Raw genomic sequence first — 25983 nt, 5'->3', positions numbered from 1 at the left:
AATCGTTAAATTTAAAGATTCCAATGAATAGTCATGAGAAAATTTATACTTCTCTTTAAGTCAGTAACGCAAATAATGGGTCTCAAATTAGAAACTCTAAAATTTTTATCGATATTTTCATAAAGATCATTAATTCCTTGAAATTTCTCTAAAAATACTGCTATTTGATAAATCGTAAAATATGCTTTTATTGTTAAGTAGTGAACCTCACCCCTAAAAATTCATATAAAAAACTTATATGGATCTGCTTTCAATCTCTAAATGACGTACAACATATTATAGTGTAATTATTGACCAATAAACTCAAGGATTAGCGATTTGTTCCGCAAGACTAGGGCAATGGAATACTTGATTACGTCCTAATACTCGTAATACAAAAATAGGTTAATAATGAAACTATGAGTTCCACTCAGCAATGAACATTTCTTTACCCTTTACTTTGTAACATATTTAAAGCCTCAGTAATTGCTTCCAGATAAGAAGGATGAGGCATAACAAGATCTATCGTATCCTTCAAACTTATTTGGTATCGTATTAATACCGAAATAAGAGAAATTACGTCTTCTGCATAGGGCATGAACGCTACCGCCCCAATTACTCTGTTATCTCTCTCGCATATCTTTAAGAATCCTTCACTTTCCCTTTCTACTATTGTTCTAGTTAAATTTAACGTGTTAAAAGTAACACAATTACCATTAGTAGTACCTACATAGGCTATTTGTGGGTAAATGTATATAACCTTCGGTATTCCTTCTACGATGAACTCCCTTTTTTCGCCTAACATGTTCTTCGCAGCTATAATACCAGCATATATGGCTTCATGTGCAGTAAACGTACCTATTATATCCCCTGCTGCATAGATGTTAGGAATTTGAGTTCTCAAATATTCGTCAACGTATATGTACTTCTCGTGGGGAATTTCCTCGAATCCTTCAATATTTGGTTTACGACCGAAGGTTACGAATACAGCATCGCCAGAGATCTTTTGATTATCTTCAAGAGTAACAGACGTTTCGTCAATTTTAGAGACCTTTTTACCTAAGTATAATTTAATCCCTATCTGACTTAGAAAATTTGTAACTATCTCAGAGAGGGTCCTATCAATGTTTTGTAAAAGTAAATCGTTCTTGTCTATAAGATGTACCTCCTTACCCAGTTTCTTCATCATCCAACCTAATTCTATCCCACCTGCATCTCCTCCTACTATAACCACCTTATTATAATCCTCATTAGTATAGGCTAAATCCTCTGTGAATTTTACCTTTCCTAATCTTTCTCTTCTGGTTCCGGTTGAAACTAAAACCTTATCAGCCGCAAGTGAAGTATTTGAAGCGTGAACCATAGACGATCTTAGAAAGCCATTAGCATGAATAACCTCTATCCCATGACTATTTAGCAAGTGTTCTAAACTCTTACTTATAGTATTTATTGAAGTCAATGCGTATTCTCTGAGCGTATTTAAACTCATATTGGATGCTTGCCTAGATATGATAAGCTGGCTTAGTATGGATTTTGTGGGTATACATCCGTAAAGTACGCAAGTACCCCCTAGTTTTTCTTCCCTTTCTATAAGTGTAACTTTTGCGTGTTTGGATAAGGTTAATGCTGAGTAAACTCCTGCTGGACCTGCACCAATTATTACAACTTTCATAATATTATTCTTCAATTTCTCGAATATAAATGCTATACGATATCTTCGCTCTCTTCTTCCTCTACTTTCGCTTGTATATTCAATATTATGATTGAATCATTCTTCTGTTTCTTTATCGTTATTATTACCTCTTTTTCCAATTTATTGAATTCACGATATTAGGATAAACTTGATTATGTTCAATAAATTTAACATTGCTCAATCAGAATTATTTTTGTAAAATGATTTTGGGAGTACCGTACAGGACGGGAAGACGTCAGAGCAGAATGCATACTTTATTCATTCTATAGAAACATATATTTAGTTTCTTCAATATTTCTCTCCCTAGTAGATTCATTTCTATATAAGGAGAGGACTCAATAAATGCATCTATATTTAAACGATTAATGGTAATACTTGCTTTGGACATGAAAACTTCAATATTACCTAAAATGCTTCTATATTTCCTAGTAATAGGAATCTCCAGAGAGTTAAGTTTCGTATAAATTTCGTAGTTGAGGAGTAACCAACCAGAAAATCCAGTGTCAATTAGTGCATCTATCTCAACAGAATTTTCATTCTTGAAGTCAGATACTTTTACGTGAAGTAAAGGCTTTTCATTTATATCAAAACACTCCAGTGAGTTCACCCTCTCCAACTAACCACTTTTCGCTTAAAGCGTAACACTTCTTGTATTTCCTAGCCTCTTTTATCATTTCATCCTCGTTTTCAAAACTGCCTATGAAATTATTATCACAGAATAACGCATACTTTCCCTCATTTACAGCGTCCCAAAAGTCCTTACTCTTTATTACCATAATTCTATCTAAATCTTTATTTATTAACCAAAGTTTTATTGCCTCATTTATTGCCTCACTTACGGAAATACCTTCAATTAACGCTTTAGCCTTTAACATTCTGTAAAGCTTTTCATCAACATCTTTTATAAGTACTTTCATATAGTTTAACTAGTTAAACTAGTTAAAATATTTAAAGTCCAATCTGACTTCCTTCACCATAAATGGCGGATGTTTCCCTCATCGATTCGCTCTTACATCTCTCATTTGAGGGCAGTCGAGAGGATCAGAGACCCCCTCCCATTCAAATTCGTAATTGCAATAACGTCACGATCATTCTCATAACCACAACCGCATTTAAACCAACGATGAGAAACCTCAACCATCCTTTTCCCACACTTAGGACATGAGACGGAAGAATAACCTGGATTAACGTATTGAACCAACAAGTCGTGTTTCTTAGCTTGCCACTCAACCCAATACCGAACCCTACGATACTGCATCAAATATAACTTATCCCTAAACTCTGAAGGCAGATCTTTCACACTAGTATTTTGGAAAAGTTCTTAGACTATGATCTAGTGGTATATCCTTTGTCTAAAGCTATAAACTTTCTGAAAGCACTAACGCTTAATCAAGTTAGTCAACCTTTCCAGTTTGGTAACATTAGCATTAAAATCCTCAGCAATCTCAACAACCCACTTGCCAACCTTCTTGGCAAAATCCTCCATAATACGCTTAACCTTAGCGTGAAAATGAGAAATCCTTGCTCTAATGTGTTTATTCTCCCTCCACCTTCTTGGATACTTTCTCTGCAAACCCTCAGCTAAAGACTTCAAGTGATGAACCTCAGATAAGCGGGTTGGTATCCTAACGTAATGAGTATCATCTTTCCCTACAACTATCTCGCCAATATTAATATCAACAACAACACTACCCTTAGCTTCAACCCTTACCGGCTTCTTCTCGAAAACAACCTTAAGGAATGCTTTACCATCTTTAATTACAAGTCTAGCCTCCTTCATCTTCCAGTCCTTGTAGAAGGAGAGGTTACTTGGATAACCTAGGATTGGTAGTTCACCAACATTTGCAATCCTAACAGTCATTCTTTCAAAGTTTATTGAGTAACTTAGCTTTGGTGTTAACCACACTGTGGGTTTATACACTCTAGAGAATCTACCCCTTAAATGCGAAAATCTGAACTTAAACCCAGCTTGACAATCTTTATCACCTTCTCCAAGAATTTTACTATAATTTCTGTGACTTCAATTAAGTGTTTTAAATCCTCACTTTCATATTCGATATTCTCATACCCAGAATCTATATAAGCATCCTCAATAGCTATCAACTGTTGCCTATATTCTCCAATTAATTCGTTAATCTTTTTGGCTAAATCTTCATATTCGCTTTCCTTAAGTAGCTTTGATAAATAGCTTATCAATTCTCTTATTCCATGTCCTTCATACTCCTTTCCGAAAAGTTCAAAGATCACAAGCTTTAACATATAATTGTAATGCTTGCTCCACATGAAAGGCACCTATATCATAATACCCTTCGTTAAGATCTCTTTTTGCTTCATCTAAAAAGCGTAACGCTCTCTTTTTAAGTAATCTAACCCTATTTCCACTCACAAGTATAGTTGGAAATAGAGGGAAAATAGTTTTTTATAAAAAATTGAGGGAAGCTTCATATGTAGCATTTGGCGAAGAATTCCTATACTCTATAATTCTTTATAAGTAGTTACGTGAAAATCTATCCTTCTTTAATAAATATCGAATATAAACATGTCCAAATTAGATATCTTTAATGAATCGTATCAGCATATAGGTAACAATTTTGTTAATTCAGTATAAATCATAAATGGTATAAATCTAGTTTCGATTCACCACAAGATTTATCCGTTAGCAAGGGGATTCAGGAATACACTGATAGTTGTAATTTGTGAATAAAAAGTGTTAACACGATTAAGCATGTATTCCCTTTATGAACCATCTTCATTTAATTGAATTCGTCATAATTTTTGAAATATAATGAATTTATAATGAAAAGTCAAATGTTTACTGTTAATTTTAAATTTAAGAAAATTTAACTAGTTTAATGTCTATCTAAGAAAATTGAAGGATTAAACAAAGTATATTGAAAGAAAATATTTATATGTGCCATTTTTAGAAAATGGTTCCATGGTATATGGTGATTTCATTAGAAATCAAGAGGTAAGAAAAAGAATTACAAAGGAAGAACTTGGGATAGAAGAAGACGAAATCCCGGAAAGGGTAGTTGTAACACCTATGCCATTTAATACTCAATTTCCTAAAAACTTTGAAGATACTTTAACTAACTTAGGAATTAAAGTAAATAGGTTAAAAGTGGAAGACCAAATACTTAGACAATTCGGAGGAAATTTATTGCTTGAAAAAGACGGTAATAGAGGATTTATTGCGTTCATAGGCAGAGGTCTGATAGATTTCACTGAGAGGATAAGGATTTTAGCTACAGTTTCGCGCATTAAAGATATATTATTTATTGGTACTGCAGGATCGTTATCTAATGAAATATTAATAGGAGATCTAAATATACCAAAATACGCCATCCCATTCGAAAACGTAAGTGATTTTTACGCTGATCCTACCATAGCAATTCCACAAGCTGATGAAAAGTTGCTGAACGAAGTTTATGAGTACGCTGAGGAAACTGGAGTTAAAACCCACTCAACCTTACATGCAACACTACTTTTCCCTTATTCCGAAACTACTGAGTTCCTAAACTACTTATTAAATATCGGCGTTTCTACGATAGATATGGAAGTCAGTGCTTTTTATAAGATGTCTAGATTTTACGGTAAAAGAGCTGTTGCAGTATTACGAATTTCAGATATGCCTTTAATAGAACTGCATAAGCAAGAGGAATTGATTAAGGCAAGAAGGGAAATTGCAGTTAATGCTGTTTTCAGAATTACCTTAAGATTCTTAAAACTGATTTAACTTGATGAGGTTAAGAGTGTGAAAGGACCCATCTAGTTAAAATTTAATTTTACGCCGTCTTAATTATTATCGAGGCGTTATATGCTTTTCGTTATAAACCTAAGGAGAAGAAAGAGAATTTATGCGATAGAAAAAGAGATAAATAAAGTTAAGGGAAAATATTAGCAGAGAGATTTGGAGAGCAGTATACGGTAGTGTTTCCGAAAAGTTTATAGATTAGTATTACCAGATTGAACTATGCAAGATTTGGTTCAAGCTTATAAGGAAGAGAAGAACGCGAGAATTAAGGAGAGGATTCTTGCGGTGAAGCTGCACGTAGTTGATGGTAAATCGGAGAAAGAAGTTTCGAAAATGCTTAACAAGGGCTATTCCACGATAAAATTGTGGATTGGCAAGTACAAGAAAGAAGGTCTTGATGGACTAAAGGACAAGCCCAGATCAGGAAGACCCAGAAAAGTAGAAGAGGAAAAGATAAAACAAATTCTGGAAGATAAGCCCCAAAAATACGGAATACAACAAGAATATTGGACAATGAAAACACTCAAGATAGCACTACAAGAATAAGGAATAGAATACAAGAAATCCAGACTATACGAACTAGTCCACGAACTAGGATACAACCTAGTAAAACCCAGACCTACCAACATCCAAGCAGAAAAGGACAAGTGGGAAGATTTTAAAAAAAAAATAAAGAAATTGGAAAGAAAGGCACTGTTCTTTCTAGACGAGTGTAGGACAGTAATTAGCACGTCAATTAAGAAGGTTCTAGCTAAGGTTGGCAGTAAGCCCGTAATGCGCGTCAATATAGGTTTTTCCTCAATCTATGTTATTCTAGCTATAAACGCTTGGACCGGCGAAGTAGTGGTTTCTCTTGCTAAAAGGCCTAACTCTGAATCCGTTAAGTATTTCTTGAGGTACTTTAAGAGGCGTGTGGGTTAGGGTTTACATGGTCATGGATAATTACTCTCCTCACAAGACTAAGGGTACGCTTGAGGTTTGTCGCAGGAAGGGTATTCATCCCGTGTTTACTCCTCCTTACTCGCCTGAGCTTAATATGGCTGAGGCGGTCTTCAAGTCCCTCAAGAACTACATGAGCAATAAAATATTCTATACGATAGAAGACGTTAAAAACTGTATTAAACAGTTCTTTGAAGAAAATAAGTATAGATTTAATCTTAATGCAATAACATACCTAGGATTAGATAAAATTGAAGTCTAAGAACTTTCAGGAAATACTAGTGAAAGTCAATCCTATACTATAAAACCATAAAATTAAATAAGCACCCATTAATTGTAATGAAAATGAAATTATAAATGAGATGGAGAGAAATGAGAATTCGCAATTTCTAAATACACTCATAATTAATCCGTAGAGGGTTTACATAAAAAGTTTTTGAAAACTTGTAGGCTACGAGTAGCACTTTACGGTTTTCTCCTCCTCTTGAACAGTTTTTTGATTCCACCCACCTCGTGATAAATACTTTTTATCAGCCTGGCCAACCTTTTGGCCCCGAGCCTCAGACCCGTGGAGTACTTGAAGTATTGGACAACGAGGAGGGAGAGAGCCTTCAAGGCCACGAAACCTGAGTTCCTAACCCAGGTAAGGAAGGACCCACCCTCGAGTCCCAAGGCCTTGAGCTCTCTAATCAAGACCTCGATGTCCCAACGGTTCTCCCAAGTTGTTATAATATCTTCAGCCGTGTCGTTAAGGTCGGTGGAGAAGAAATACCTCCTCCCGTAACCCTTATAATCATCTATAACAAGTAACTTTATGGGAGTACCCAAGTATTCTACTAAGTACTCCCCTTGGGGGAACTCGCCAACGGGCACGGATCTGCCACCCTCGACGACCCGCGCGTTGGCCTTGAGTTCCCCCACAGTATTCCCTTGGAGAGTCCTCGAGTTCACGTACCACGAGTCGAAGACCTTGGATTTCACATTCAAACCTGAGAGGGAGGACAGAAACTCCAAGAGGGCATCTATCTTGGTCTTGAACTTCACCTCCTCACCCCTACGCTTGAGCTCCTCCTCCACCTTTCGGGGTATGTAGGCAATTATGTGGATCACGTAGATCTGGTTGTTCACCAGATCCTTGACGCCAATCACAAGGAGTTGGATCGCGGACTCGAACCTCTTGTGCGCCCTACAGTAGAAGATCTGCGCCCCGTTTCTGGAGACCGGCATGGCCCTAGCGTAGAGCTTGTGGTCGTGGGTGTCGTCCACTATGAGAAGGACAGGATGATCCCCGACTAACTTCTTCACGACCTCGATTAGTTTGGCTTGAGCTGCTTTGTCCAAGTTATTCAGTACGGTCTCGTAGTCCATCTCGGCCTCCTGAGCTATCTCGGTAGCATTTCTTCCCACAACCGCCCCCAGGACGAGCCTCTTGGCAACATCCTTCCTCGTTCCAGTCATGGATAGTATGACCTCGTTAACTGCCTTTTCCAATGCCTTATAGTACTCCTCCCTCGTCAATTCTTTGGTCATACTAAAATTAAAGGCTCTAATTTTAAAAAGTTTTTATGGGCCTCTTGAACTGCCAGGATTTTCCGATAAATGCTATACGAGCATAACGTCAACCACAGTAATTAGAATATTCACATAAACTATAAATTGTCTTTGAATTTCTACAAATTTTTTATAATCTTTTTCATAATAATTTTCATAATAATTGCAAAGGAGTAAAAAGGGCTATTAAATGGGGGAATGTTGGGAATGAGTAAGTTAAGGAGTTTAACTGGCTATATTTTGTATAGACAAAAGCTATTACTCTTCACACTTACTAAGAAATTGACTATAACAAGATCACGATCTATCAGATTAATTAACTTTTCTTTAAAGTCCTAACTATACCGTGTTGGTTAAAGAGAATTGAAGTATACTATAATAACACTTAAAACTGCATGATATAATACTCTAAGCATGGAGGAACTAATTAAAAAGGCTAAAGAGTACGACATTGATATTAACGACTTAATAATTGACGCTATTTCAAGGAAAGATCCTAAGGAGGCAATTAACTTAAGAATAGAGCTAGCAAAGAAATACATTACAGAAACAGAAGACTATTTGAAGAAAGGTGATGCGGTACAAGCCTCGGAAAAGGCTTATAAAACTGCTGAAGAGATCGTTAAAGCACTAGCAGAGAAGTTCAATATTCCAGAATATCAACAAGCATTGAAAGAGGGAAGGTGGTATACTTATTGGTTAGCTTCAGCAGTTAATAGACTAGCTAAAGATTTAGGAGATTGGGTTTTAAACGGTTGGAATTCTGCCTATATTCTTCACGTATGGGGATTTCATGAGGCTAAGCTTTCAACTGCAGACATTAGTGAACATTTAAGAAAAGTTAAGGAAATGTTGGATAATGTAATAAATATAATAGGGAAATAGTTTACCTCGTAGTCTATTCAAAGTGTTAGCAATCTGGCTAAAAACTTAGTCTTCAGACTATTAATAATTAAGGGGAGAGGGGTGATATACGGGGCCTCCTAGAAGGATTGTGATGAATACCGGACTCATCCGTGAAAAACACCTTAACACCCTTCTTAATAACACCCTTTAGTCTATCCCTCAAGATGTTATCTGCGTTAAAGGGCCTCTTCTTGTTATATGTAGGGGATTTTCAATCTTTTCCTAGCTATTCTCCTTGATTCAATGGAGAAGGAGTTCTATTATTCACTTTTGACGCATGATTATACGAGCTATTGGGTTGATAAGTTTCGCGACGTGCTCGAGAAACTGGAGGAAGAGGTTAGTATGAAAAAGTTTTTATCGATTCTCCTTTATTATTTATTCTCAAGTTCTATCAAGTTTAGTTCATTAACTATTCAGACTTATTCGAGTGTTCTTCTATATTTTGTATTGAGAAATATTAATTTCTACTTCGCATCTATTAGGAAAAAGGCTATAATCATGGAAAGTAATTTATACCCTATTTGTTGAATGTTTAATGAGGGAATTGGCATATCGTGAGCCCTTATGGTAATACCGATTCCCTCGCTTTAAACCTTTTTTCAATTTGTTGAATTCTTAATATTGTTATAAACTTGGTTGTGTTCAACAAATTCTATATTGCTCAATCAGAATTATTTTTGTAAGATGATTTTAGGAGTACCGTAAAGGGCGAGGTTTCCTAAACTATTGGTGAGAGTTGAGGCTTTAGAGATATTCTTGTCCTTCACACTACATGAAAGTACAATCAGCTATTGAAACTATATATTTATAAGCTATCTTCAGATTAGATAAAATGTGGTTCCTAAATATCTAGTATTGGCGTATGCAATAACACCCATACACGTAGGTGCAGGGAAATCCTCTACTGGGGTAGTTGATTCGCCCCTTGTAAGAGACTCTATCGGTTATCCCATAGTTTACGGCTCAAGTCTTAAAGGCTCATTAAAGTCGTTCTTAATAGCGAAAAATGAAAGTTTAGCAAAATGCGTTTTCGGCGGAAAGCCAGAGGAGGAAAATATTTTAACGAGTAAATACGTACTCACTGACCTCATTCCAGTATTTTATCCCGTTTCAAGTATTGATGAAGGATACATTTATATTACCACCAGATATTTAATAAATCATATCGAAGATTTGATGAGTAGACTGGGTATAGGCAGTTTATACAAAGAAAGTAAGGAGAAGAGCGAGGTAAGGATATTTCTGGGCAAAATCAGTACTGAATTATCTCTTCAGTTAAGTGATGAGGTGAGATCTTTAGGTAATTTAATCAAAGATAAAAATAGAGTCTACGTTTTAGATAATAGTATAGGATTATCGGCCGTCGAATCCGCTTTAACAAGAGTTACTAGAACTGAATTAGATGATAATACGAAGACTTCGAAAAACATATGGTCTGAGGAATATATACCTCAAGGTACGATATTGCTTAGCGGGATATTCGAAAGAGAAATAAGTAATAGTTATTGTGAGGAATTAAATAGAAATAATGTTAATATAGACAATGAATTCTTAAAATTGATTGATAATGTTTCAGTATTTATAGGTGGTAAGGAGAGCATAGGTAAGGGATTAACTAAGATTAAATTAAAAAGGGTGAGTTAGGTTTGGAATCAGAATACGTTAAATTCGCTACAGAGATAGGTAAGAGAATAGTTTCAGCCCAATGTAAAATACAATCCGGGCCTTCTAAACCCGGATTGCTTAGGAGATCCGCAGATTTTCCATCACTAATGTTAGGTATAGGGTTTTCTCCTGCATTTACATTCTACATTTCAAAAATAGAGGATTACAATCGTTTTAAGGACATTTACAATTATCTATCAGGCGGTAAAGGAAATCCTGCCTCAATTTGCAAGGAGTTGGATAAAAGAGAAGGTTCGGGTTATGCTGGCTACGTAGCAATTATACTCTTGGTATTAAATAATATAGGTAAACGGATAAGGATAGGAGATGACCCTAAGGATATATATTATTCATTACTAGACGTAGCCTCTAGCGTTGGGTCTAAAGAAGAAAGGCTAATTCTTCCATACTTAAATGAGATAAAAAAGGTATTGGAGGCGTTACCATATGGTTAATCTAGATGAGTTAAAACAAGAAGTAGAAGAGTTAATTAGGAGTAAAAGAGTTGCTAGAATTAATTTCGTTGGAGTAACCCCTTGGTGGGGAAGGGATCATAGGGGTTATACGTCAGATCACGTAGATGAGGACGGAATTGTAGGTAAGCTCAGGTGGTTCTTGAGAACTGTATACAATAGGTTTTGCGTCAAGAATTTGAATAGTTATGATGAAGCCGATAGTTACGTTTTTGAATATTTAGGCTCTGGAAATCGAAAATCGCTCTATATTTTCAAAGTAAGTGACTCTAGATCAATACCTAACAAGAAATATGAAAAGTTAAACAGAGTAAACGTTATAATTAGAGGCAAAGAGCAGGAAAATTTAATTCCAAGAGATATGAATTTCACGCTAGAAATCTTCAGAAGTAATGACGATCCTAAATATGACGAAATAGTAGTCGGAGGAGTTTTAATCACCATAGCCTTTTTGGGTATAGGATTTAGCCCCAATAGGGGTTTCGGTAGATTTATTCCGGCTGAATGTAATGATACTGTAGCTAAGGATATATGTAGTTCAGTTATAGAAGGTAAAATAATAGATGCATTCAATAAGTTTTATGAGAAGTTCCGCGAAATAGAAAAAGGTTGTAATAGGATAAATGGTTGGGAGGAATCTCACGTTCCTCTGGCTCCTTTAACTGAAAGCAACGGCCCAGACAGAATTCAAATTATAGAGGCTTGTAATAAAAACGATATCATCGATGTACTTAACGTCATACATAAATCTGTCCTAAAGAGTTCCTTTAAATCTAATATCAGAGATCCTGCACCTCACATACACACATGGATTTACGGATTGCCGAGGAACGCAAGTATAACGGTATCCACTACGCTAACAGATATACGCGATGTCGAAATAAAGGAAAAGGTGGGAGAGAATAACGTTAGAAAGGAAATTGAAGATCTCTTCGAAAATTTAAAGAAAAGCGGTAACATCAAAATTATTGAAAGATATGATAAAAGGGCAAATAAACAAGTGCATTATTTACGCTCTCCTTCTGGATATTATAAACTGGAAGGCTCTAAACTTACTGACGTTAAAAGAGAATCAATGTTTATCATTTCACCGATAAGAACAAGTAATAACAGTTACACCATTTCCATATTGCCGTTCTTGTCTCTTAAGGATAACGAAGAAGCCCTCGATAACTTAGTACACATAGGCATACATGATGGTAGAACAATTCACATAGTACCGTTAAAGGAAATAATTAGCATGAATAAAGCTGATAGTTATCTCTTCGACAAAGAAAAAGAGCTTGCTATAAATAACAAGGATCTATCCTTCCCAGATAATGTGAGCAAATTGATTCAAGTTTATACTACTGCATTAAAGGATAATATAATGAAAGAGTGTCGATAATTATGGAAAGACAAAGAGGTAATCAGTTACTTAGAATAATATCTGAATATATGACTAATCTTAAAGAAAAAGGACAGAAGTTAGCGAAAGACAATACAATGGAGAATTTAGTAAATTTCACACCACGATACAATCTTATAAAATCTTACCTCGATGATGTGGAAAGAGCTTTAGATAGATCGGGATTGTGTTATGTGAAAATTACCTTTATAACTCTAAGTAAATTGCTAACGGGTTGGAGTCCAATATATTTCATAACAGAAGTTCCACTAGCATGGGATATGATACTAGATACTCCTTATATTGCCGGATCCGAAATAAAGGGGATTGTGAAGAATTATTTTAAAGAAGTAACCAGTAACGATAAAGTAGAATCTTGTTTATACGGTGATGAAGGAAAGATGGGAAAGGTGATTTTCTTCAACGCATACCCCATAGATGGTAAGAACGTCTTAACGTATGATATAATAACTCCGCATTATAATGGAGCTAAAGACGAATACAATGTTAAACCAATTCCTATAAAGTTCTTAGCTATAAATAAGGGTATTACGTTCAAGACGTATTTAGCTTTCGATAATAAAGAGTTGAATGAGTGTGGAAAGGATTCCTTATATTTATTACTTAAGACTATGATTTTTTCAATGAGAATAGGCTGGGGGAGAAAAGTAACTAGAGGATATGGAAGTTTAGATATAAAGGAGATGGACGTGAAGTGTCATGGTGAGTGAGAAACCACCAATAAACTTTTTAGAAAATCGTTACATTCTTACGGTGAACTACCCCGTCCTAACGGTAGACCCAAAATCATTTTACAAAAAATAATTTTGGTTGGGTAATATCAGATTCTGAAAAATAATAGAATTTATAGCTTTAACAAGAACGCAACTAATTGAAGAAAGATTTAAGGTGAGGAAACCGGTATTATCACGTGGTGAAGACAAGGTGATAACACCTGGTCTTCCCCACCAAAATAATATACAACAAGTAGGGTATAAATTACTTTCCATGTTGAGCTTCAAGGGAAGAAAGGCTGAGGAGGTATCGAGAGTTCTGGTCTCCGCGTGCTTGTGGAACGACTCCGTGGAAAGCAAGTCCAAAGGGTATAACGTGTCACCACAGACCGTGAGGAACTACGTGGAGGAGCAGGGAACTGAGGTGATCGAGAAGCTATTAGAGTCCATGAGGAGGATTTCCATGGAGATACTCAAGGGAGTGAAGGAAGTCGACATCTCCATAGACTGGACAACCAAGACGTGGTATGGTAAGCCGGTGGAGGGACTGGGTAGTTCAGCCAAGGGGAACTCGTGGAACTACGCTACCGCGACCACGAAGTATCAGAATATGGTGCTCCTCCTAGCTTTCGTTCCCCAAGTTAACGGGATGAGCAAGGATGAGATCGTGAAGCTTCTCATGGAGCAAATTGTGGGAATGGGCCTCAAGGTGGGGCTCGTAACCTTGGACGCGGGATTCTACACCGTGGAAGTCCTCAAGTTCATATCGCAGTTCAAGTTCGTGATAGGAGTCCCTGTGGGGGACGTGAAGATCTACGAGGAGTTCGACGGAGAGTACACGACAAACAGTAAGAGGCATAAGAAGGAAGAGCAGGTCAAGTTCAGACTCCTGGTGTATGGTAAGGAAATCGTTAAGAAGAGGAAGAAGACCGTGGTGTACTTCGCGAGGGCGACCAACCTCGACCTACCCAAGAGGGAAGTGCTGAAGTTGTACAACAAGGTTAGGAGTCCCATTGAGACGTCTTACAGGAACATCAAGGCCTTCCTTCCCTTCACGAGCTCCACCAAGTTCATCTTCCGCGAGTTGATCTTCGTGCTGGCCATGATCTTCTACTCGCTTTACACCGTGTTTAAGAACGTCATGACAAGAGAGGAGTTTAGATTGCTGCTCATCCTCTGCTTTCTAGACGATTTATCTGATCTAAAGGATTTTATATTTAATCTTGAGAAAACACTTATTAATACTATAGATTTATTTTTATGGAGGTGATTTTGGGTCTACCGCTAAGGGCGGGGTATCTCCACCTCGCGGTGAAGATTTCCTGCTTCTCAGAGAAACCTCGATCCCCCTTCACCCACAGCTGAGGTTCCATCGAACGGAATCGTTCTCTAATACCCCGTGTGAAAGAGAGGTTACGGAGGGTTTTCTCTCCACAGGCTTAAGATCCCCCAGTCCCGAGGGTACTGACCCAGCTCTTACAGCCAAGGTCTAAGAAAATTTTGAGAGTCTGGGACAAATTAGTCTAATGGGTTTCTAAATTTATATAGCATTTCGGGATTTTTAATCTAACGCTTTAGACCACAGTAGATCGTGAATCGCGACCCTCGCTAAGACCGTCAAGTGGATCCTCTCTTCTCTGACCTTATTTATGATCCACCCTGTCCTCCTTTTAATGAAGATCAGAGCCTCTCACGCTTAAAATACTCCTCCAAATACTCCAGTGGGTTCTTCATGAACTTCAATATCATCTCCCTCCACCTTTTCCCTCCCTTGATCGTAGCGTTAGGGTATCAAGTAGATCTCAGAATCAAGGAAATCATCCAGTGTAGACTTGCTATAGTACTTATCAGCCCTCAAGAGTCCACTTGAACGCCAAGATCCCTCAGGACCTCGAGAACCATCTAATAAGCCTCCCTCTCACTCTTAAGCGAATAACCGTAAGCGACAATCAAGTTACTACCCAAGTCAAAGATGAAGAAGGAGTACACGAAGTTCTCCCTTCCTTTATCTCTTCCTTGGATTTCTCTCTTTCACTCTTGTAATGCTTGGTCACTACTGGGGAACAGCCCGTCCATGGTCGCGTCAATCTTAAGGTCATCAACGGTCTTTGAGAGTAGGTTGTAGAGGATGACGAAGACGTGAGGTGGGAGTATAGTCTCTCTACTGTCTTGTGGCTTATCTCCTTATATAAAACATATTAGTCAGATCTGCGTATTACAGATCTGACTGGGGTTGAGGCCGTTGATCTCCTTGGGCTTAGAGCTCGAGAGGGAGCTTGGCCTCCTCCAATTCGGACCGGAAGTTGGGCTTGAAGCCCGAATAAAACATAAGGGTGAGTATACATGGAGGCCCCAGTCGCCGGAATAGATGTTTCAAAAGATAAATTAGTAGTGTACTTCCAAGGTAAATACTATGAATTTCAAAATAATAAGCAAGGTTTTGAAGGAGTAAAGCAAGTCTTGCCAAAGGGTTGTAAAGTTGCTATAGAAAGTACTGGAATTTACCACATCAACTTGGCTAAGTACTTGGGTAAGGAGTACGACGTGAGGATTATTAATCCCCTCATACTCAAGAAGTTCAAGGACATTAGGGGTAAGAAGAGTGATAAGAATGACGCTAAAAAGCTCGCTGAACTAGTTATAAGTATGGGCAGTGAGTTTACAACGAGTGAGGCTAAGGAGTTAACAAGCCAATGGGATTTTATCACAAGGAGCATTGTTAGGGTTAAGAATAGGCTAAGGAGAGATTTAATACTTCTAGGCTATAAGGACAGTTTGTCCAAGAAGAACTTGAATGAGGTATTGAGGGGGGAGGATAATATAGTATTATCTGAGGTTAGGTTCCTCTTGGATGAGTTGGAGAGGCTTGAGGTTAGGAAGAGGGAGATTGAGGAAGAGCTTGAGGATCTTGTTCCTAAGGATAGTTTGATCTTCACGATTCCGGGTATTGGCAGAACGTTGGGTTGTATAATTTTAGCAAGGGTTGGTGATGTTAAGCGTTTTGGTGACAAGAAGAGGTTTGTCGCTTATTGTGGTCTCGATCCTCTTGTTGAATCCAGTGGGAAGAGTGTTGTATCGAGAGGCATATCTAGGAGGGGTGATGCTGTTTTGAGGAGGGCTTTCTATCTTGCAGCTTTAACTGCTATCAAGGTTAATCCTATTATTAAGCGGTTTTATGAGGAGCACAAGGGGAATTTGAAGGGTAAAAAGTTGATTACTGCTTGTGCCAGGAAGCTTGCTGTTATTACTTGGGCTGTGCTGTATTATAATAAGCCCTTTGATGCTAGCGAGTAAAGCAGGTGACATCACTTGAATAAGTAGTGTGTACTATGCTCGATTTTCACGGAAAGGTTTTTATACCGGAAGCTCCTTCGTTAGGTTCAGTAGTGATGCTAGTTCTGCGGTTTCCCTGTTGGATAAGCCTAGATATTCCTTGATTATCAGTATGTATGCCTTCTCTTGTGGGGTTAGTTTGCTTTTTCTCCCTTGTTCTTTCTTGATCTTGACGAACTTTGCCTCCTCTAAGTCTTGCCTTAACTCTCGACCGAATCTTCTTAATCTGGCTAACCTCTCTTCTTCGCTCTCCTTATTGTTCTCTATCTTACTGAGCCTACTTTCCTTGTACAACTTGATCAAGTCCTCTATTGACTCCTTGAAATTGTCGAAGTCTTTCTGAGTTAACTTCTTATTCATGTGTTCATGATAGAAAATAAGGGGTATCTAAAGTTTTTGTCCCAGAGTCCAAGTATATACCTGCTTTGTGGATTGCTTCAGAATTGTACAAAAAGTTTATAAATTATTCGTTTAAGTATTACCTATGGAAAAGAGTAAGTACAAGAGGGACTGGAGCAAGTACGACGAGAACGTCATAACTAGATATAAGTTGATGTTCCCCTTCTACGTATTCGAACATTGGTGGGACTTATTAGCAGAGGAGAACAGGAACGCTAGGACAAAGTATAAAGCTCCGAAGGAGTTCAACGAATTCCTAGCATTCTTACACATCTTCCTACCTTACAGAGCAATAGAAGGAGTATTGAGAGCCTTAGAACAATTGAAGATCATCCCCACAAGCCTCGACTACTCAACAATATGGGAGAGAGTGAGGAACATGAACATAACCTTCCCCGAGACAAGTGACGAACTTGAAGTAATTGCAGACGCTACCGGCATTAGCACAAACACGGGAGGACAATACATTGTTGCCAAGTGGGGTAAGACTAGGGATTCAAAATTCCTCAAGATCGAGATAGTAATGGACAATAACGAATTCAACGTGATAAACGCTGAGGTCACTAGCAACGAGGTTGAAAGTGCTGTAAAAACAGTTAAGGATCTTCAAGATAAGGGAAAGAAGGTCAAGAAGTTTTATGGAGATAAGGCATATGACGCCAATGAGGTTTACAAGACCGGAGTTGAGGTTGTAGTTCCTCCCAAGAAGAACGCTTCTACTAAACGCCATCTTGCTAGACGTAAGGCTGTGCGGGAGTTTAGGAAGTTGGGTTATGATCGTTGGAAGGAGGAGAAGGGTTATGGCGTTAGGTGGCGGGTCGAGTCCTTGTTCTCTGCGGTGAAGCGTACTTTTGGGGAATCGGTTAGACAAGTTTTGCTGGGCAAGTAGTTGAGGCTAAGCTCAAGTTCTGGGCTTACGCTAGTGCTTTCAGAAAGTTTATAGCTTTAGGCAAAGGATATACCACTAGATCATAGTCTAAGAACTTTTCCAAAATACTAGCGTGGATGGTTAACTTGGCGAATTCTGTAGTCGGTAGGGCTCCGGGCATTAGGGTGTAAGCTTGAGAAGAACGTTGAAATAAATATTAATTACTGAAAAATTAGTGTTATACAATATCGTTTTAATGAGACAAATTGAACGAATCAACAAAGTAGGTATATACCACAAAGTTTATAAAGCAAGACTTGAACAGCATAACGATGTCAAAAAAAGAGAGTTATAAGGAGTTAGTTGAAAAATCAGATGTTAAAGTGCTGAAGCAAGTACAGCTTAAGGATGGATACTACGTAATGGAAGATAGGCATGTTTTAACACATAGCTTACTTCATAAAATAAAAACTTCGTTAGATGATACTAAAGTAATAACTACAGTTACACAACGCGATGACGGATCACTAAGAATTACTCTTTTCATGTATAAGGTAGTCGGAGATAAGGATGAACAAGGGTTTTACACAATTAAGAGTAGGGGAATTTACATAAATATTAAGGGGGATAACGTAGAAATATTTGAAGGTGGACCTGCAGAAGTGAAATCACCGTTGATTGAGTCTAACCCGGGTGAAGAAAAAGAGGTGTTATTGAAGGCTATAACTAAAGGTACTGAGAACGAAATGTTCTCTAGGTTCTTGGAAGTAAATGGATCATCAGGGCTTACAGATCTTGTAAAGAAAACTAATTTTCATAAGGTGACGTAATGATGGCTGGGTTAGATGAATGGACAACTGAAATATGTATTGACGGAGGTTGTGAAGATGCTTGTACCATAAGTTGAAGTTTACCCCCTTGGTACAGATGCAGCATGTTATGCAGGATGTCTAGAACTCTGTGCAAGTAGTGTAGGCTGTGATTGATTAAGCTTTCGCTATATAATCCCTAATTACAAAAGACCGAAAGCCCTACCCCTTCTAGGGGTGGGATAAGCGAAAGTCAACCTCCCAAGTTTACCACTATTAACTATTGGTTGGGCAGAGCTAAGATACTTGTTATCTCCAGCCAAGGTATATAGTTCCCTAGTGCTTTCAGAAAGTTTATAGCTTTAGGCAAAGGATATACCACTAGATCATAGTCTAAGAACTTTTCCAAAATACTAACGTCAATTAAGAAAGTTCTAGCTAAGGTTGGCAGTAAGCCCGTAATGCGCGTCAATATAGGTTTTTCCTCAATCTATGTTACTCTATAAACGCTTGGACTGGCGAAGTAGTGGTTTCTCTTGCTAAAAGGCCTAACTCTGATAGTAGTTTTAGGAAATTCCCTTATCATAAAAAGTCAAAATATTTATCCATGTATTTATAAATATCTTTCATTGTACTTCTTAATATTATAGCTTATCAATAAACATTTCTCATCTAACCAGGAAAGATTCGTTATATATTTTTAACGTAACGTAAAAGTGTAACGATTTTCCTATAAATGCTACTCTGAATCTGTTAAGTATTTCTTGAGGTACTTTAAGAGGCGTGTGGGTAGTGGTAGGGTTTACATGGTCATGGATAATTACTCTCCTCACAAGACTAAGGGTACGCTTGAGGTTTGTTGCAGGAAGGGTATTCATCCCGTGTTTACTCCTCCTTACTCGCCTGAGCTTAATATGGCTGAGGCGGTCTTCAAGTCCCTCAAGAACTACATGAGCAATAAAATATTCTATACGATAGAAGACGTTAAAAACTGTATTAAACAGTTCTTTGAAGAAAATAAGTATAGATTTAATCTTAATGCAATAACATACTTAGGATTAGATAAAATTGAGGTCTAAGAACTTTCTGGAAATACTAGTGGAGGAGCTCCTCAGATTCGTTGAAAATCATTTAGGTGGTGCACCGGATCTGATGAAAATGTTTAAGCTACGTTAAAGTAGAACAACTACTAATCAATCAAAAATCGCTATACCGTAAGGCTTTAGACTTTAAGCACTTTGTCAAAGTCGTATCCGTTAACTTTATATACATAAATTATAGACATACCAACGTACACTATCATCATTATGGGATTTCCTAATTTCATACCTATTTTAAGCAACTCATCGATTTTATTAATCCCCTTAACTTGCTGTATGTTTACTTTACTGGGTAAGGTTATATTATACCAACCCAAATTTTCAATTTCTTTCCTTATTGTATCTAAATCTACCCCATCCTTTTCTATTCTATGATAGAGGTCCTTTATATTCTGTACAAACCTTACAGGTTTATCTACGGATGCTAGAAGAAATGGGAAATAGTTAACAGCCTTTTCTAAAGTCAGCTTTGTTCTCCTTAATAGCCAATGTGTATATCTCAACGCTATTAATAAATACTCCGTATTTGAGAACTGTGAAACCTCCCTAATCTCTAACCTGGTCTTTGATTTTAAAGTTAGGTTGCCCAATATCTTTTCTAAAAAGGTTAGTACGAAGTTCTCTCTTTCCTCATTTAACTGAAGGACTCTAATCTCGTAGGGGTCTACTGAAATATCACCGAATTTTACTCCAAGCCTAGGCTTATTCTTTGTAAAGAAAAGGAAAGGGGCATAATAGCCCAGTTCATCCGAATAGGGTCTTATCGTAAGGTAGACCTTTATTCCTAAATATTCCGTTTCGAACTCCTTACCTGACACAGAATCAATTTTTTTAAATACACTGAATATATCTGGAGTCTTGAAAGACCAAACGACAGGTAAGTTATCGTCGACCTCATCATTAGCCTCTTCCTCACTTCTCTTAATAACTTCCTTAACTTTTTTCTCGATATTGGATTCTTTTACCTCTTCTAATAGTGCCTTTAGCCTGCCGTTATTAAAGTAGTCGTCGAACACTTTGTGGAATAAATAGGAAGCATAGAATGCACCGTCCTTACGCTCCACTTCATCTAGCCCTTTTGTAACATCGCTGTATTTCTCATGGAGGGACTTCAAAGGTTCCACATCAAATGACTGAGAAATAACGTTAACTGCTGTAGCTAGATTGCTGAAAAATTTTTGCTGGTTCTTAACGTTTATTTCCCCATCAATTACAGTAGTGTAAACAATCATACTCATAGTTATACCTTCTGTAAAGGGGAAATTTAAGTATATATGAGACTGTTCTCAAGGTTTATTAAAGAGATAGTTCCTCACGTAGCTACAAACTCAAGTTACCTCTTCTATAGTTCAACTACGACGCAGAAATACCTCTATGACCTTATCGTACTTATATAAGCTCAGAGGTAATGGAGCTCTTTAAGCATAGGCTCTAAACTGTTTCGTCTATATGAGCTCAGAGATGACGTACTTTTTAGCTACGTCGTATTGTTTCTTATCCCCCGTTACCAATTTACTCCCCTTACATTCAGCCAGTGCAATATAAAGTGAATCATATACTGTGATTTTCTCGTTAACGGAAATCTCAATAGCTCTTTCAATTAAGTCAATGCTTTTGTTAACTGTAAGCAGTTGTGGTAAATACTCTTTAACAATAGTAATTGCCTTAATTACATCTTTCCCAGTTAATTCCCCAGTTAATACAGCTTTCTTCCATACTACGTTAGATACTTCCACTAATGCGAAGTCTAATGTCTCAGCGTCTTTCAAAATCTCTCTAATCTTCTCCCATCCTTTCTCCTTAGTTACAAATTTAGCTAGGACAGATGCGTCAATTATTATCCCTATCTTCCCTCACCAAATCTGCACTATTTGACTTAGTTTCTGGCATTGTTTGGAGGATTTCATTAATCTTCTTTAAGATCTCCTCTTTCTTCAATTCCTCAATTCTCTTTCTTATAAAGCTCTCTATCTCCTCATTCCACTTGACGTTATATTTCTCCATCTCCTCACGTAATTCCTTATCTAACCTTAAACTGTATACGGTTTTCATATTATAATACACGTATACGGGAAATATAAACGTTTCTATCTCTGGTACATAGATTAAAATTGTAGCATTCTTTATTACCATCTGATAAATCTAATCATAAGTTGAAAATAAATTTTTACTTTATTATATTAAAACAAAATTGTTATCCACACTCAGACACAGTTTGCCAAAGTAGACTTACCAGATCGTATAGGAACAAAGATTCTCTCCCCTATTGACACTTCTTCAGCTAAGCCAATGAAAAATGGGTCTATATCGGTAACTGCTGAAGGACTCACCTTTTACGGTAGACCCAAAAAATCATCTCCTTAAAGATAACATGATGTTCAAACACATAATACTAGCTTCCTCACCTTTAATTCTTATTATGCAATTTACTCTATTATCCTCTTTAGCTGACAAGTATTATTCTAGGAAAATGATTTTGGGTCATTAGTGAGGACGAAGTAGTCTACCTAGTAAGACTTTCAATTAAAGACTTATTCATAGCGGTTAATCAAGTTGCTAAGGAAGAAGTTAAAGTAAGGTTAATTAAGGACTCCTCTATACATAAAAATCGTGAGATTCCTATTAGTTAGTGATATTCACAAATCTTTTAACTTTTTTAGAGGACACGATGAGTCAGTTGCAGTGGACTGGTTATTAGAAGTTATAAGTGAGACTGAACCCGAGGTACTTATTTCAGCAGGGGATTGGGATGAAGGAATGACACTGGAGGACTTTAGGAGAATAAGTTCTAAAGTTAAGCTATTAACTATTTATGGTAATCATGAGAATTTCCCAGTAATAATGAATTATGCTATGCCTAATAGTAAAGTTTTCGATATTTGTGGTTTAAAAATTGCTGGAATAAATGGGCTTATTGGTGAAAGAAGTTCAAAAGGAGTACCTTTAACTAAGCCTACAGAATTTATGAATGCAATTTATAAGATAAAAAATTCTGGAATAAAAGTAGATATTTTGATAGCTCATCAACCTCCATATATCCCTGAAATATACCCTAAAATGAAAAAAGATGAATATAACGAATTAATGTTTGATGCAGTGGAATATTTAAAACCTAGATTATTCTTTAATGGGCACATGACAGCAGGTTGTTATTCATATTACCAATTCCCTTCAGGGACATAATATCTTAGAGTTGATAGTTCTCAAACTTATAAATGTTATGGAATATTAGAAAACGATAAAATTACAGTATATGAGGATGGTGAGGAGGTATTTTCTTTCAATCTTTAAGTTTGTTATCTTGATTATCTTTAGTCTTTTACAAAAGAATAAGAAAATCCCACTTGAAAGGGGTAGAGTATGTTAGAGAACTTGATATAATTTTGATATTTGATATCGAATAAGATGACTTTATGAGAACACTCTCAGATTATCGGTTCTTTTAGTAATATTTCTAGAATTTCACTTTAAGTGATTAATTTTTTATATATTTGGTTGGTAGTAGGTTTTACTAATATATAAAATTTTATAAAAAATAATATTTTTGCCACTTTTTTCTATTTAGATATATTCTAATAACTGAATGGCATTTTACGTATTTTTCCTTCTCTTAAACAGTTTCTTAATCCCACCCAAAGACTGATAAATATTTTTTATCAACCTTGATATCCTCTTGGCACCTAACTTCAAACCAAGGGAGTACTTGAACGAGAGGACCAAGAGAGGACCTTCAAGGTCACAAAACCCTTATTCCTAACCCAAGTGAGGAAAGAACCCTTATCCAACCCCAACGCCTTTAACTCCCTAATCAAAACCCCAACAACGACTCTCCCATGAAGTTATTATGTCCTCTGAAGTATCATTTACATTAGTAGAGAAGAAGTACCTCTTACCCAAACCCTTATAATCATCTACTACAAGTAACTTTATGGGAACACCTAGATACTCAACTAGGTATTCCCCTTGGGGGAACTCGCCAACGGGCACGGATCTACCACCCTCGTTGACCCGCGCGTTGGACTTGAGTTCCCCCACAGTATCCTTTAAGAGAGCTTTGGAATTAACGTATCAAGAATCAAAAACCTTGCATACAACACTAAACTCCTTCTCGAGCATTGGCAAAGTTTCCAAGTATTCTTGTATTTTGGTCTTAAACTCAACTTCCTCTCCCTTAACACCTCAACAACCTTTTGTGGTATATACGGTATTATTGTTACTACGTAGGCCTCGTTTGCCCTCAAGTCTTTTACTGTAGTAAGAGTTGTATTGCCGGAATTTTATCCACACGATAATTTATTTGGTTAATTTTTAAAAGTTTTTAAGGTCTCCTCAAACTGCAAGGATTTTCCGATAAATGCTATTTAAAGATTGTTACGAATTTAACTGAATGAAGGCGACTAACTAGCAGAGACACACAAATAACAATGTTAACATTTTTACAACCACATTACTTACAAATTACAATTCGCAAAAGACACTTGAATCGCCGGTGCTAACAGTTTCCGTTAAACCGTGAAATTTATATACTTTGTATGAATATTTAATTATAATGTTAAAGCCATAAGGAAGTATGCCAAAGACTGGGAATATCCTACCGCACACTACAGAACTACGTAAAGAAAGGATACATAAAACCAATTATACTACAGAGCGGAAAACAAAGATTCAGAGAAGAAGACATAGAGAGACTAATGGGAATTATTAGAAAAAGAAAAGTAATATTATACGCAAGAGTACCATCTTCCACACAAAAAGACGAACTAGTAAACCAAGTAAAATATCTAGAGGAACAAGTCAAAGAATATGATCAAGTAATTAGTGACATAGGTTCCGGGTTAAACATGAAGAGAAAGGGGTTCTTGAAGCTGTTGAGAATGATATTAAACAACGAAGTATCACGCGTAGTTGTTGCCTACCCAGACAGACTTGTTAGGCTTCGAAATCTTAGAGGAAGTGTGCAAAGCACACAACTGCGAAATAGTAGTACTAAACCAGAAGGACAAAACACCAGAACAGGAGATGATTGAAGACCTAATCTCCATTCTGTTCTCATTCAGCGGAAAACTGTATGGCATGAGAAGTCACAAGTACGAAAAGGTGAAGAAATGTGTTGAAGAACTTAAGAATTAGAAAATTTGAACCGGAAGAGAAATACGCATACTTCACGTACTCCATCAAGAACGACAAGAGGGAGAAGAGCAAAGAATTAATTAAAGAATACAGAACACTACTACAGAAAGCAATTGACTACTTGTGGAATTTAACGAAAATACAAGTAAGAAAGAACGGTAATTACAAGATAACACTACCGAAGAAGAGGGAGGTGTATAAACCACTTAGGGAAGAGTTGGAGAAGATCAATCACCTCGCGTCACACTACGTCGATAAGGCAATTAATGACGCATTCTCGATCTTGAAGTCGTGGAGGAAAAGGGCCATAAAGGGGAGGGCATCAATTGGAAAACCAAGGGTGAAGAAGGCTTACGTTAGGATAAAGACGACTCTGAGGAAGGTTGTTGGGGAAAGCGTTAGAATAACGGTAAGACCTTATGAGTACATCACCTTCTCGTGGAGTAAGTCATGGTTCTCAAGAAGGGTTAGGGAGTTGGAACTTGGTGAACCTGTAATTAAGGAGGAGAAAGTGTATTTGTCATTTCGTTACAAGTTACCTTGGGCAACACCAGTGAACTTCCTGGCCATTGACTCCAACCTTTATACTCTAGATGCTTATGATGGTGAGAAATTCGTTACAATCTCTCTGAAGCAGTTGTACTCCCTTAAGTACTCCATGGAGGTGAAGAGGGCTAAGGTGCAATCGTTTGCATCTAAGCACACGAAGAGGGGGAGAGAGTTGTTAAGGAAGTATTCACATAGGGAGAGGAATCGCGTTTTAGATTTTGTTCACAAGTTTGTAAATGCGTTACTGGACTTGTACCCCATGACGTTTTTTGCTGTTGAAAAGCTTGATAAGGAGGGTATGTTTGTAGATGCTAATGAGTCTCTTTCGAGGAAGATTTCTTTAACGGTTTGGGGGAGTATACACAGAGTGTTGAGGTATAAGGCTCCGCTTTACGGCTCCTTCGTGAAGGAAGTGAACCCACGCTTTACATCTAGGTCTTGCCCCAGATGTGGGTTTGTATCCCGAAAGGTTGGTAAGACCTTTGAGTGTGAGAGGTGTGGGTTCAAGTTGGATAGGCAATTGAATGCTTCTCTAAACATATACCTCAAGATGTGCGGATTCCCTCACATCCGTGAGGGTGGGGTTGGGGTTATTCCGCTAATGGGGCGGAGAGGGATGAACGTCCGTGACTTTGGTGAAGCCCAAGGGCTGAGGATTGGATACAAATTCATGAAAATTCAATGAAGCCCAAACCCCTCTTCCCTATTTTA

General features: G+C 37.3%; 22 protein-coding genes and 7 pseudogenes. 15 read left to right on the top strand and 14 right to left on the bottom strand.

Going from position 1 to position 25983, the window contains the following annotated elements:
- Positions 1–427 precede the first annotated feature (427 nt).
- The 6 genes and pseudogenes from SSOP1_RS07965 to SSOP1_RS17640 form a co-directional block, all read right to left on the bottom strand.
- Positions 428–1651: an FAD-dependent oxidoreductase gene (locus SSOP1_RS07965; RefSeq protein WP_009988974.1), complete on the bottom strand. Its 1224-nt coding sequence runs from the start codon at positions 1649–1651 to the stop codon at positions 428–430.
- Positions 1652–1907: 256 nt separating this feature from the next.
- Complete coding sequence (locus tag SSOP1_RS07960; RefSeq protein WP_009988972.1) at positions 1908–2279, bottom strand: clan AA aspartic protease; 372 nt, start codon at positions 2277–2279, stop codon at positions 1908–1910.
- The gene (locus SSOP1_RS07955; RefSeq protein ID WP_010923448.1) at positions 2257–2589 is read right to left on the bottom strand and encodes a hypothetical protein; all 333 of its coding nucleotides are present in this window, start codon (positions 2587–2589) and stop codon (positions 2257–2259) included. The genes SSOP1_RS07960 and SSOP1_RS07955 overlap by 23 nt, the downstream gene beginning before the upstream one ends.
- Positions 2590–2667: 78 nt before the next feature.
- Positions 2668–3611, bottom strand: a pseudogene (locus SSOP1_RS17645) (zinc ribbon domain-containing protein); the annotation flags it as partial.
- Complete coding sequence (locus SSOP1_RS07940) at positions 3611–3955, bottom strand: HEPN domain-containing protein (protein WP_231918255.1); 345 nt, start codon at positions 3953–3955, stop codon at positions 3611–3613. The gene SSOP1_RS07940 and the pseudogene SSOP1_RS17645, both read right to left, overlap by 1 nt.
- Positions 3909–4058, bottom strand: coding sequence for a HEPN domain-containing protein (locus SSOP1_RS17640; RefSeq protein WP_231918251.1), 150 nt, complete (start codon positions 4056–4058; stop codon positions 3909–3911). Before SSOP1_RS17640 ends, SSOP1_RS07940 begins: the two co-directional genes overlap by 47 nt.
- A 549-nt stretch (positions 4059–4607) precedes the next feature.
- Between SSOP1_RS17640 and SSOP1_RS07935 the strand changes: the two genes are divergently transcribed.
- Positions 4608–5408 carry a purine-nucleoside phosphorylase gene (locus SSOP1_RS07935; RefSeq protein WP_231918249.1) on the top strand — a complete coding sequence of 267 codons (801 nt, stop codon included), beginning with the start codon at positions 4608–4610 and terminating at the stop codon, positions 5406–5408.
- A gap of 237 nt (positions 5409–5645) precedes the next feature.
- Positions 5646–6627, top strand: a pseudogene (locus SSOP1_RS16380) (IS630-like element ISC1048 family transposase).
- 6 nt (positions 6628–6633) lie between these two features.
- Here SSOP1_RS16380 and SSOP1_RS17835 read toward each other — a convergent pair.
- Together SSOP1_RS17835 and SSOP1_RS07915 are read right to left on the bottom strand one after the other, a co-directional pair.
- Positions 6634–6768, bottom strand: coding sequence for a hypothetical protein (locus tag SSOP1_RS17835; RefSeq protein ID WP_269454386.1), 135 nt, complete (start codon positions 6766–6768; stop codon positions 6634–6636).
- A gap of 62 nt (positions 6769–6830) precedes the next feature.
- Positions 6831–7895, bottom strand: a complete 1065-nt coding sequence (locus tag SSOP1_RS07915; protein ID WP_010923443.1) for a transposase — start codon at positions 7893–7895, stop codon at positions 6831–6833.
- Positions 7896–8330: 435 nt separating this feature from the next.
- On the opposite strand from SSOP1_RS07915, the gene SSOP1_RS07910 reads away from it, so the two are divergent.
- Entirely contained in the window at positions 8331–8801 is a 471-nt protein-coding gene (locus SSOP1_RS07910; protein WP_009990105.1) for a PaREP1 family protein, read from the top strand.
- 94 nt (positions 8802–8895) lie between these two features.
- Here the strand turns inward: SSOP1_RS07910 and SSOP1_RS17025 are convergent.
- Positions 8896–9055: pseudogene (locus tag SSOP1_RS17025) on the bottom strand (IS630 family transposase); the annotation flags it as partial.
- Between the two features lie 604 nt (positions 9056–9659).
- On the opposite strand from SSOP1_RS17025, the gene cmr4 reads away from it, so the two are divergent.
- From cmr4 to SSOP1_RS07880, 6 genes are all read left to right on the top strand, one after another.
- A complete protein-coding gene (gene cmr4 / locus SSOP1_RS07905) occupies positions 9660–10469 on the top strand; it encodes a type III-B CRISPR module RAMP protein Cmr4 (protein WP_009990106.1) in 810 nt (269 codons plus the stop codon).
- A gap of 2 nt (positions 10470–10471) precedes the next feature.
- Positions 10472–10945 (top strand): CRISPR-associated protein Cmr5, encoded by a 474-nt coding sequence (locus tag SSOP1_RS07900; protein ID WP_009990107.1) that lies wholly within the window; start codon positions 10472–10474, stop codon positions 10943–10945.
- Positions 10938–12350 (top strand): type III-B CRISPR module RAMP protein Cmr1, encoded by a 1413-nt coding sequence (gene cmr1, locus SSOP1_RS07895; protein ID WP_009990109.1) that lies wholly within the window; start codon positions 10938–10940, stop codon positions 12348–12350. The genes SSOP1_RS07900 and cmr1 overlap by 8 nt, the downstream gene beginning before the upstream one ends.
- Before the next feature lie 2 nt (positions 12351–12352).
- Positions 12353–13081, top strand: coding sequence for a type III-B CRISPR module RAMP protein Cmr6 (gene cmr6 / locus SSOP1_RS07890; RefSeq protein ID WP_009990111.1), 729 nt, complete (start codon positions 12353–12355; stop codon positions 13079–13081).
- Between the two features lie 214 nt (positions 13082–13295).
- Complete coding sequence (locus SSOP1_RS07885; RefSeq protein WP_164497328.1) at positions 13296–14354, top strand: ISH3 family transposase; 1059 nt, start codon at positions 13296–13298, stop codon at positions 14352–14354.
- Between the two features lie 1073 nt (positions 14355–15427).
- The gene (locus SSOP1_RS07880) at positions 15428–16378 is read left to right on the top strand and encodes an IS110-like element ISC1190 family transposase (protein WP_010923426.1); all 951 of its coding nucleotides are present in this window, start codon (positions 15428–15430) and stop codon (positions 16376–16378) included.
- A gap of 60 nt (positions 16379–16438) precedes the next feature.
- Here the strand turns inward: SSOP1_RS07880 and SSOP1_RS07875 are convergent, their stop codons facing one another.
- Complete coding sequence (locus SSOP1_RS07875) at positions 16439–16777, bottom strand: hypothetical protein (RefSeq protein WP_010923427.1); 339 nt, start codon at positions 16775–16777, stop codon at positions 16439–16441.
- A 124-nt stretch (positions 16778–16901) separates the two neighbouring features.
- On the opposite strand from SSOP1_RS07875, the pseudogene SSOP1_RS07870 reads away from it, so the two are divergent.
- The 3 genes and pseudogenes from SSOP1_RS07870 to SSOP1_RS07855 form a co-directional block, all read left to right on the top strand.
- Positions 16902–17875, top strand: a pseudogene (locus SSOP1_RS07870) (IS5 family transposase).
- Between the two features lie 141 nt (positions 17876–18016).
- Complete coding sequence (locus tag SSOP1_RS07865; protein ID WP_014511660.1) at positions 18017–18514, top strand: hypothetical protein; 498 nt, start codon at positions 18017–18019, stop codon at positions 18512–18514.
- A gap of 719 nt (positions 18515–19233) precedes the next feature.
- A pseudogene (locus SSOP1_RS07855) lies at positions 19234–19572 on the top strand (transposase); the annotation flags it as partial.
- Positions 19573–19715: 143 nt separating this feature from the next.
- On the opposite strand, the gene SSOP1_RS07850 reads toward SSOP1_RS07855, so the two are convergent.
- The 3 genes from SSOP1_RS07850 to vapB all read right to left on the bottom strand — a co-directional run bounded on the left by SSOP1_RS07850 (position 19716) and on the right by vapB (position 21645).
- The gene (locus tag SSOP1_RS07850) at positions 19716–20831 is read right to left on the bottom strand and encodes a hypothetical protein (RefSeq protein ID WP_009991657.1); all 1116 of its coding nucleotides are present in this window, start codon (positions 20829–20831) and stop codon (positions 19716–19718) included.
- 207 nt (positions 20832–21038) lie between these two features.
- Positions 21039–21374 (bottom strand): type II toxin-antitoxin system VapC family toxin, encoded by a 336-nt coding sequence (locus tag SSOP1_RS07845; protein WP_231918326.1) that lies wholly within the window; start codon positions 21372–21374, stop codon positions 21039–21041.
- A gap of 49 nt (positions 21375–21423) precedes the next feature.
- Positions 21424–21645: a type II toxin-antitoxin system VapB family antitoxin gene (gene vapB / locus SSOP1_RS07840; protein ID WP_029552585.1), complete on the bottom strand. Its 222-nt coding sequence runs from the start codon at positions 21643–21645 to the stop codon at positions 21424–21426.
- A gap of 558 nt (positions 21646–22203) precedes the next feature.
- On the opposite strand from vapB, the gene SSOP1_RS07835 reads away from it, so the two are divergent.
- Positions 22204–22776 carry a metallophosphoesterase family protein gene (locus SSOP1_RS07835; RefSeq protein WP_010923431.1) on the top strand — a complete coding sequence of 191 codons (573 nt, stop codon included), beginning with the start codon at positions 22204–22206 and terminating at the stop codon, positions 22774–22776.
- 408 nt (positions 22777–23184) lie between these two features.
- Here SSOP1_RS07835 and SSOP1_RS16360 read toward each other — a convergent pair.
- Positions 23185–23852: pseudogene (locus tag SSOP1_RS16360) on the bottom strand (ISNCY family transposase); the annotation flags it as partial.
- Positions 23853–24142: 290 nt separating this feature from the next.
- Between SSOP1_RS16360 and SSOP1_RS07820 the strand changes: the two are divergent.
- Positions 24143–24723 (top strand): annotated as a pseudogene (locus SSOP1_RS07820) (IS607 family transposase).
- Positions 24701–25957: an RNA-guided endonuclease InsQ/TnpB family protein gene (locus SSOP1_RS07815; protein WP_014511659.1), complete on the top strand. Its 1257-nt coding sequence runs from the start codon at positions 24701–24703 to the stop codon at positions 25955–25957. The pseudogene SSOP1_RS07820 and the gene SSOP1_RS07815 overlap by 23 nt, the downstream one beginning before the upstream one ends.
- Positions 25958–25983: the final 26 nt, after the last annotated feature.

Source organism: Saccharolobus solfataricus, from assembly GCF_900079115.1.
GTDB classification, from domain to species: Archaea; Thermoproteota; Thermoprotei_A; order Sulfolobales; family Sulfolobaceae; genus Saccharolobus; species Saccharolobus solfataricus.
The sequence above is the reverse complement of the archived record's forward strand: the minus strand, read 5'-3'. Positions and strand labels throughout refer to the sequence as shown.

Excerpts from the sequence above, each read along its gene's own strand:
- SSOP1_RS07910 (WP_009990105.1), top strand. The coding sequence starts at position 8,331 with ATGGAGGAACTAATTAAAAAGGCTAAAGAGTACGACATTGATATTAAC.
- SSOP1_RS07965 (WP_009988974.1), bottom strand. The coding sequence starts at position 1,651 with ATGAAAGTTGTAATAATTGGTGCAGGTCCAGCAGGAGTTTACTCAGCA.
- SSOP1_RS07865 (WP_014511660.1), top strand. The coding sequence starts at position 18,017 with ATGTCAAAAAAAGAGAGTTATAAGGAGTTAGTTGAAAAATCAGATGTT.
- cmr1 (WP_009990109.1), top strand. The coding sequence starts at position 10,938 with ATGGTTAATCTAGATGAGTTAAAACAAGAAGTAGAAGAGTTAATTAGG.
- SSOP1_RS07880 (WP_010923426.1), top strand. The coding sequence starts at position 15,428 with ATGGAGGCCCCAGTCGCCGGAATAGATGTTTCAAAAGATAAATTAGTA.
- SSOP1_RS07915 (WP_010923443.1), bottom strand. The coding sequence starts at position 7,895 with ATGACCAAAGAATTGACGAGGGAGGAGTACTATAAGGCATTGGAAAAG.
- SSOP1_RS07935 (WP_231918249.1), top strand. The coding sequence starts at position 4,608 with ATGGTATATGGTGATTTCATTAGAAATCAAGAGGTAAGAAAAAGAATT.
- SSOP1_RS07940 (WP_231918255.1), bottom strand. The coding sequence starts at position 3,955 with ATGTGGAGCAAGCATTACAATTATATGTTAAAGCTTGTGATCTTTGAA.
- cmr6 (WP_009990111.1), top strand. The coding sequence starts at position 12,353 with ATGGAAAGACAAAGAGGTAATCAGTTACTTAGAATAATATCTGAATAT.
- vapB (WP_029552585.1), bottom strand. The coding sequence starts at position 21,645 with ATGAAAACCGTATACAGTTTAAGGTTAGATAAGGAATTACGTGAGGAG.
- SSOP1_RS07850 (WP_009991657.1), bottom strand. The coding sequence starts at position 20,831 with ATGAGTATGATTGTTTACACTACTGTAATTGATGGGGAAATAAACGTT.
- SSOP1_RS17835 (WP_269454386.1), bottom strand. The coding sequence starts at position 6,768 with ATGAGTGTATTTAGAAATTGCGAATTCTCATTTCTCTCCATCTCATTT.
- SSOP1_RS07875 (WP_010923427.1), bottom strand. The coding sequence starts at position 16,777 with ATGAATAAGAAGTTAACTCAGAAAGACTTCGACAATTTCAAGGAGTCA.
- SSOP1_RS07955 (WP_010923448.1), bottom strand. The coding sequence starts at position 2,589 with ATGAAAGTACTTATAAAAGATGTTGATGAAAAGCTTTACAGAATGTTA.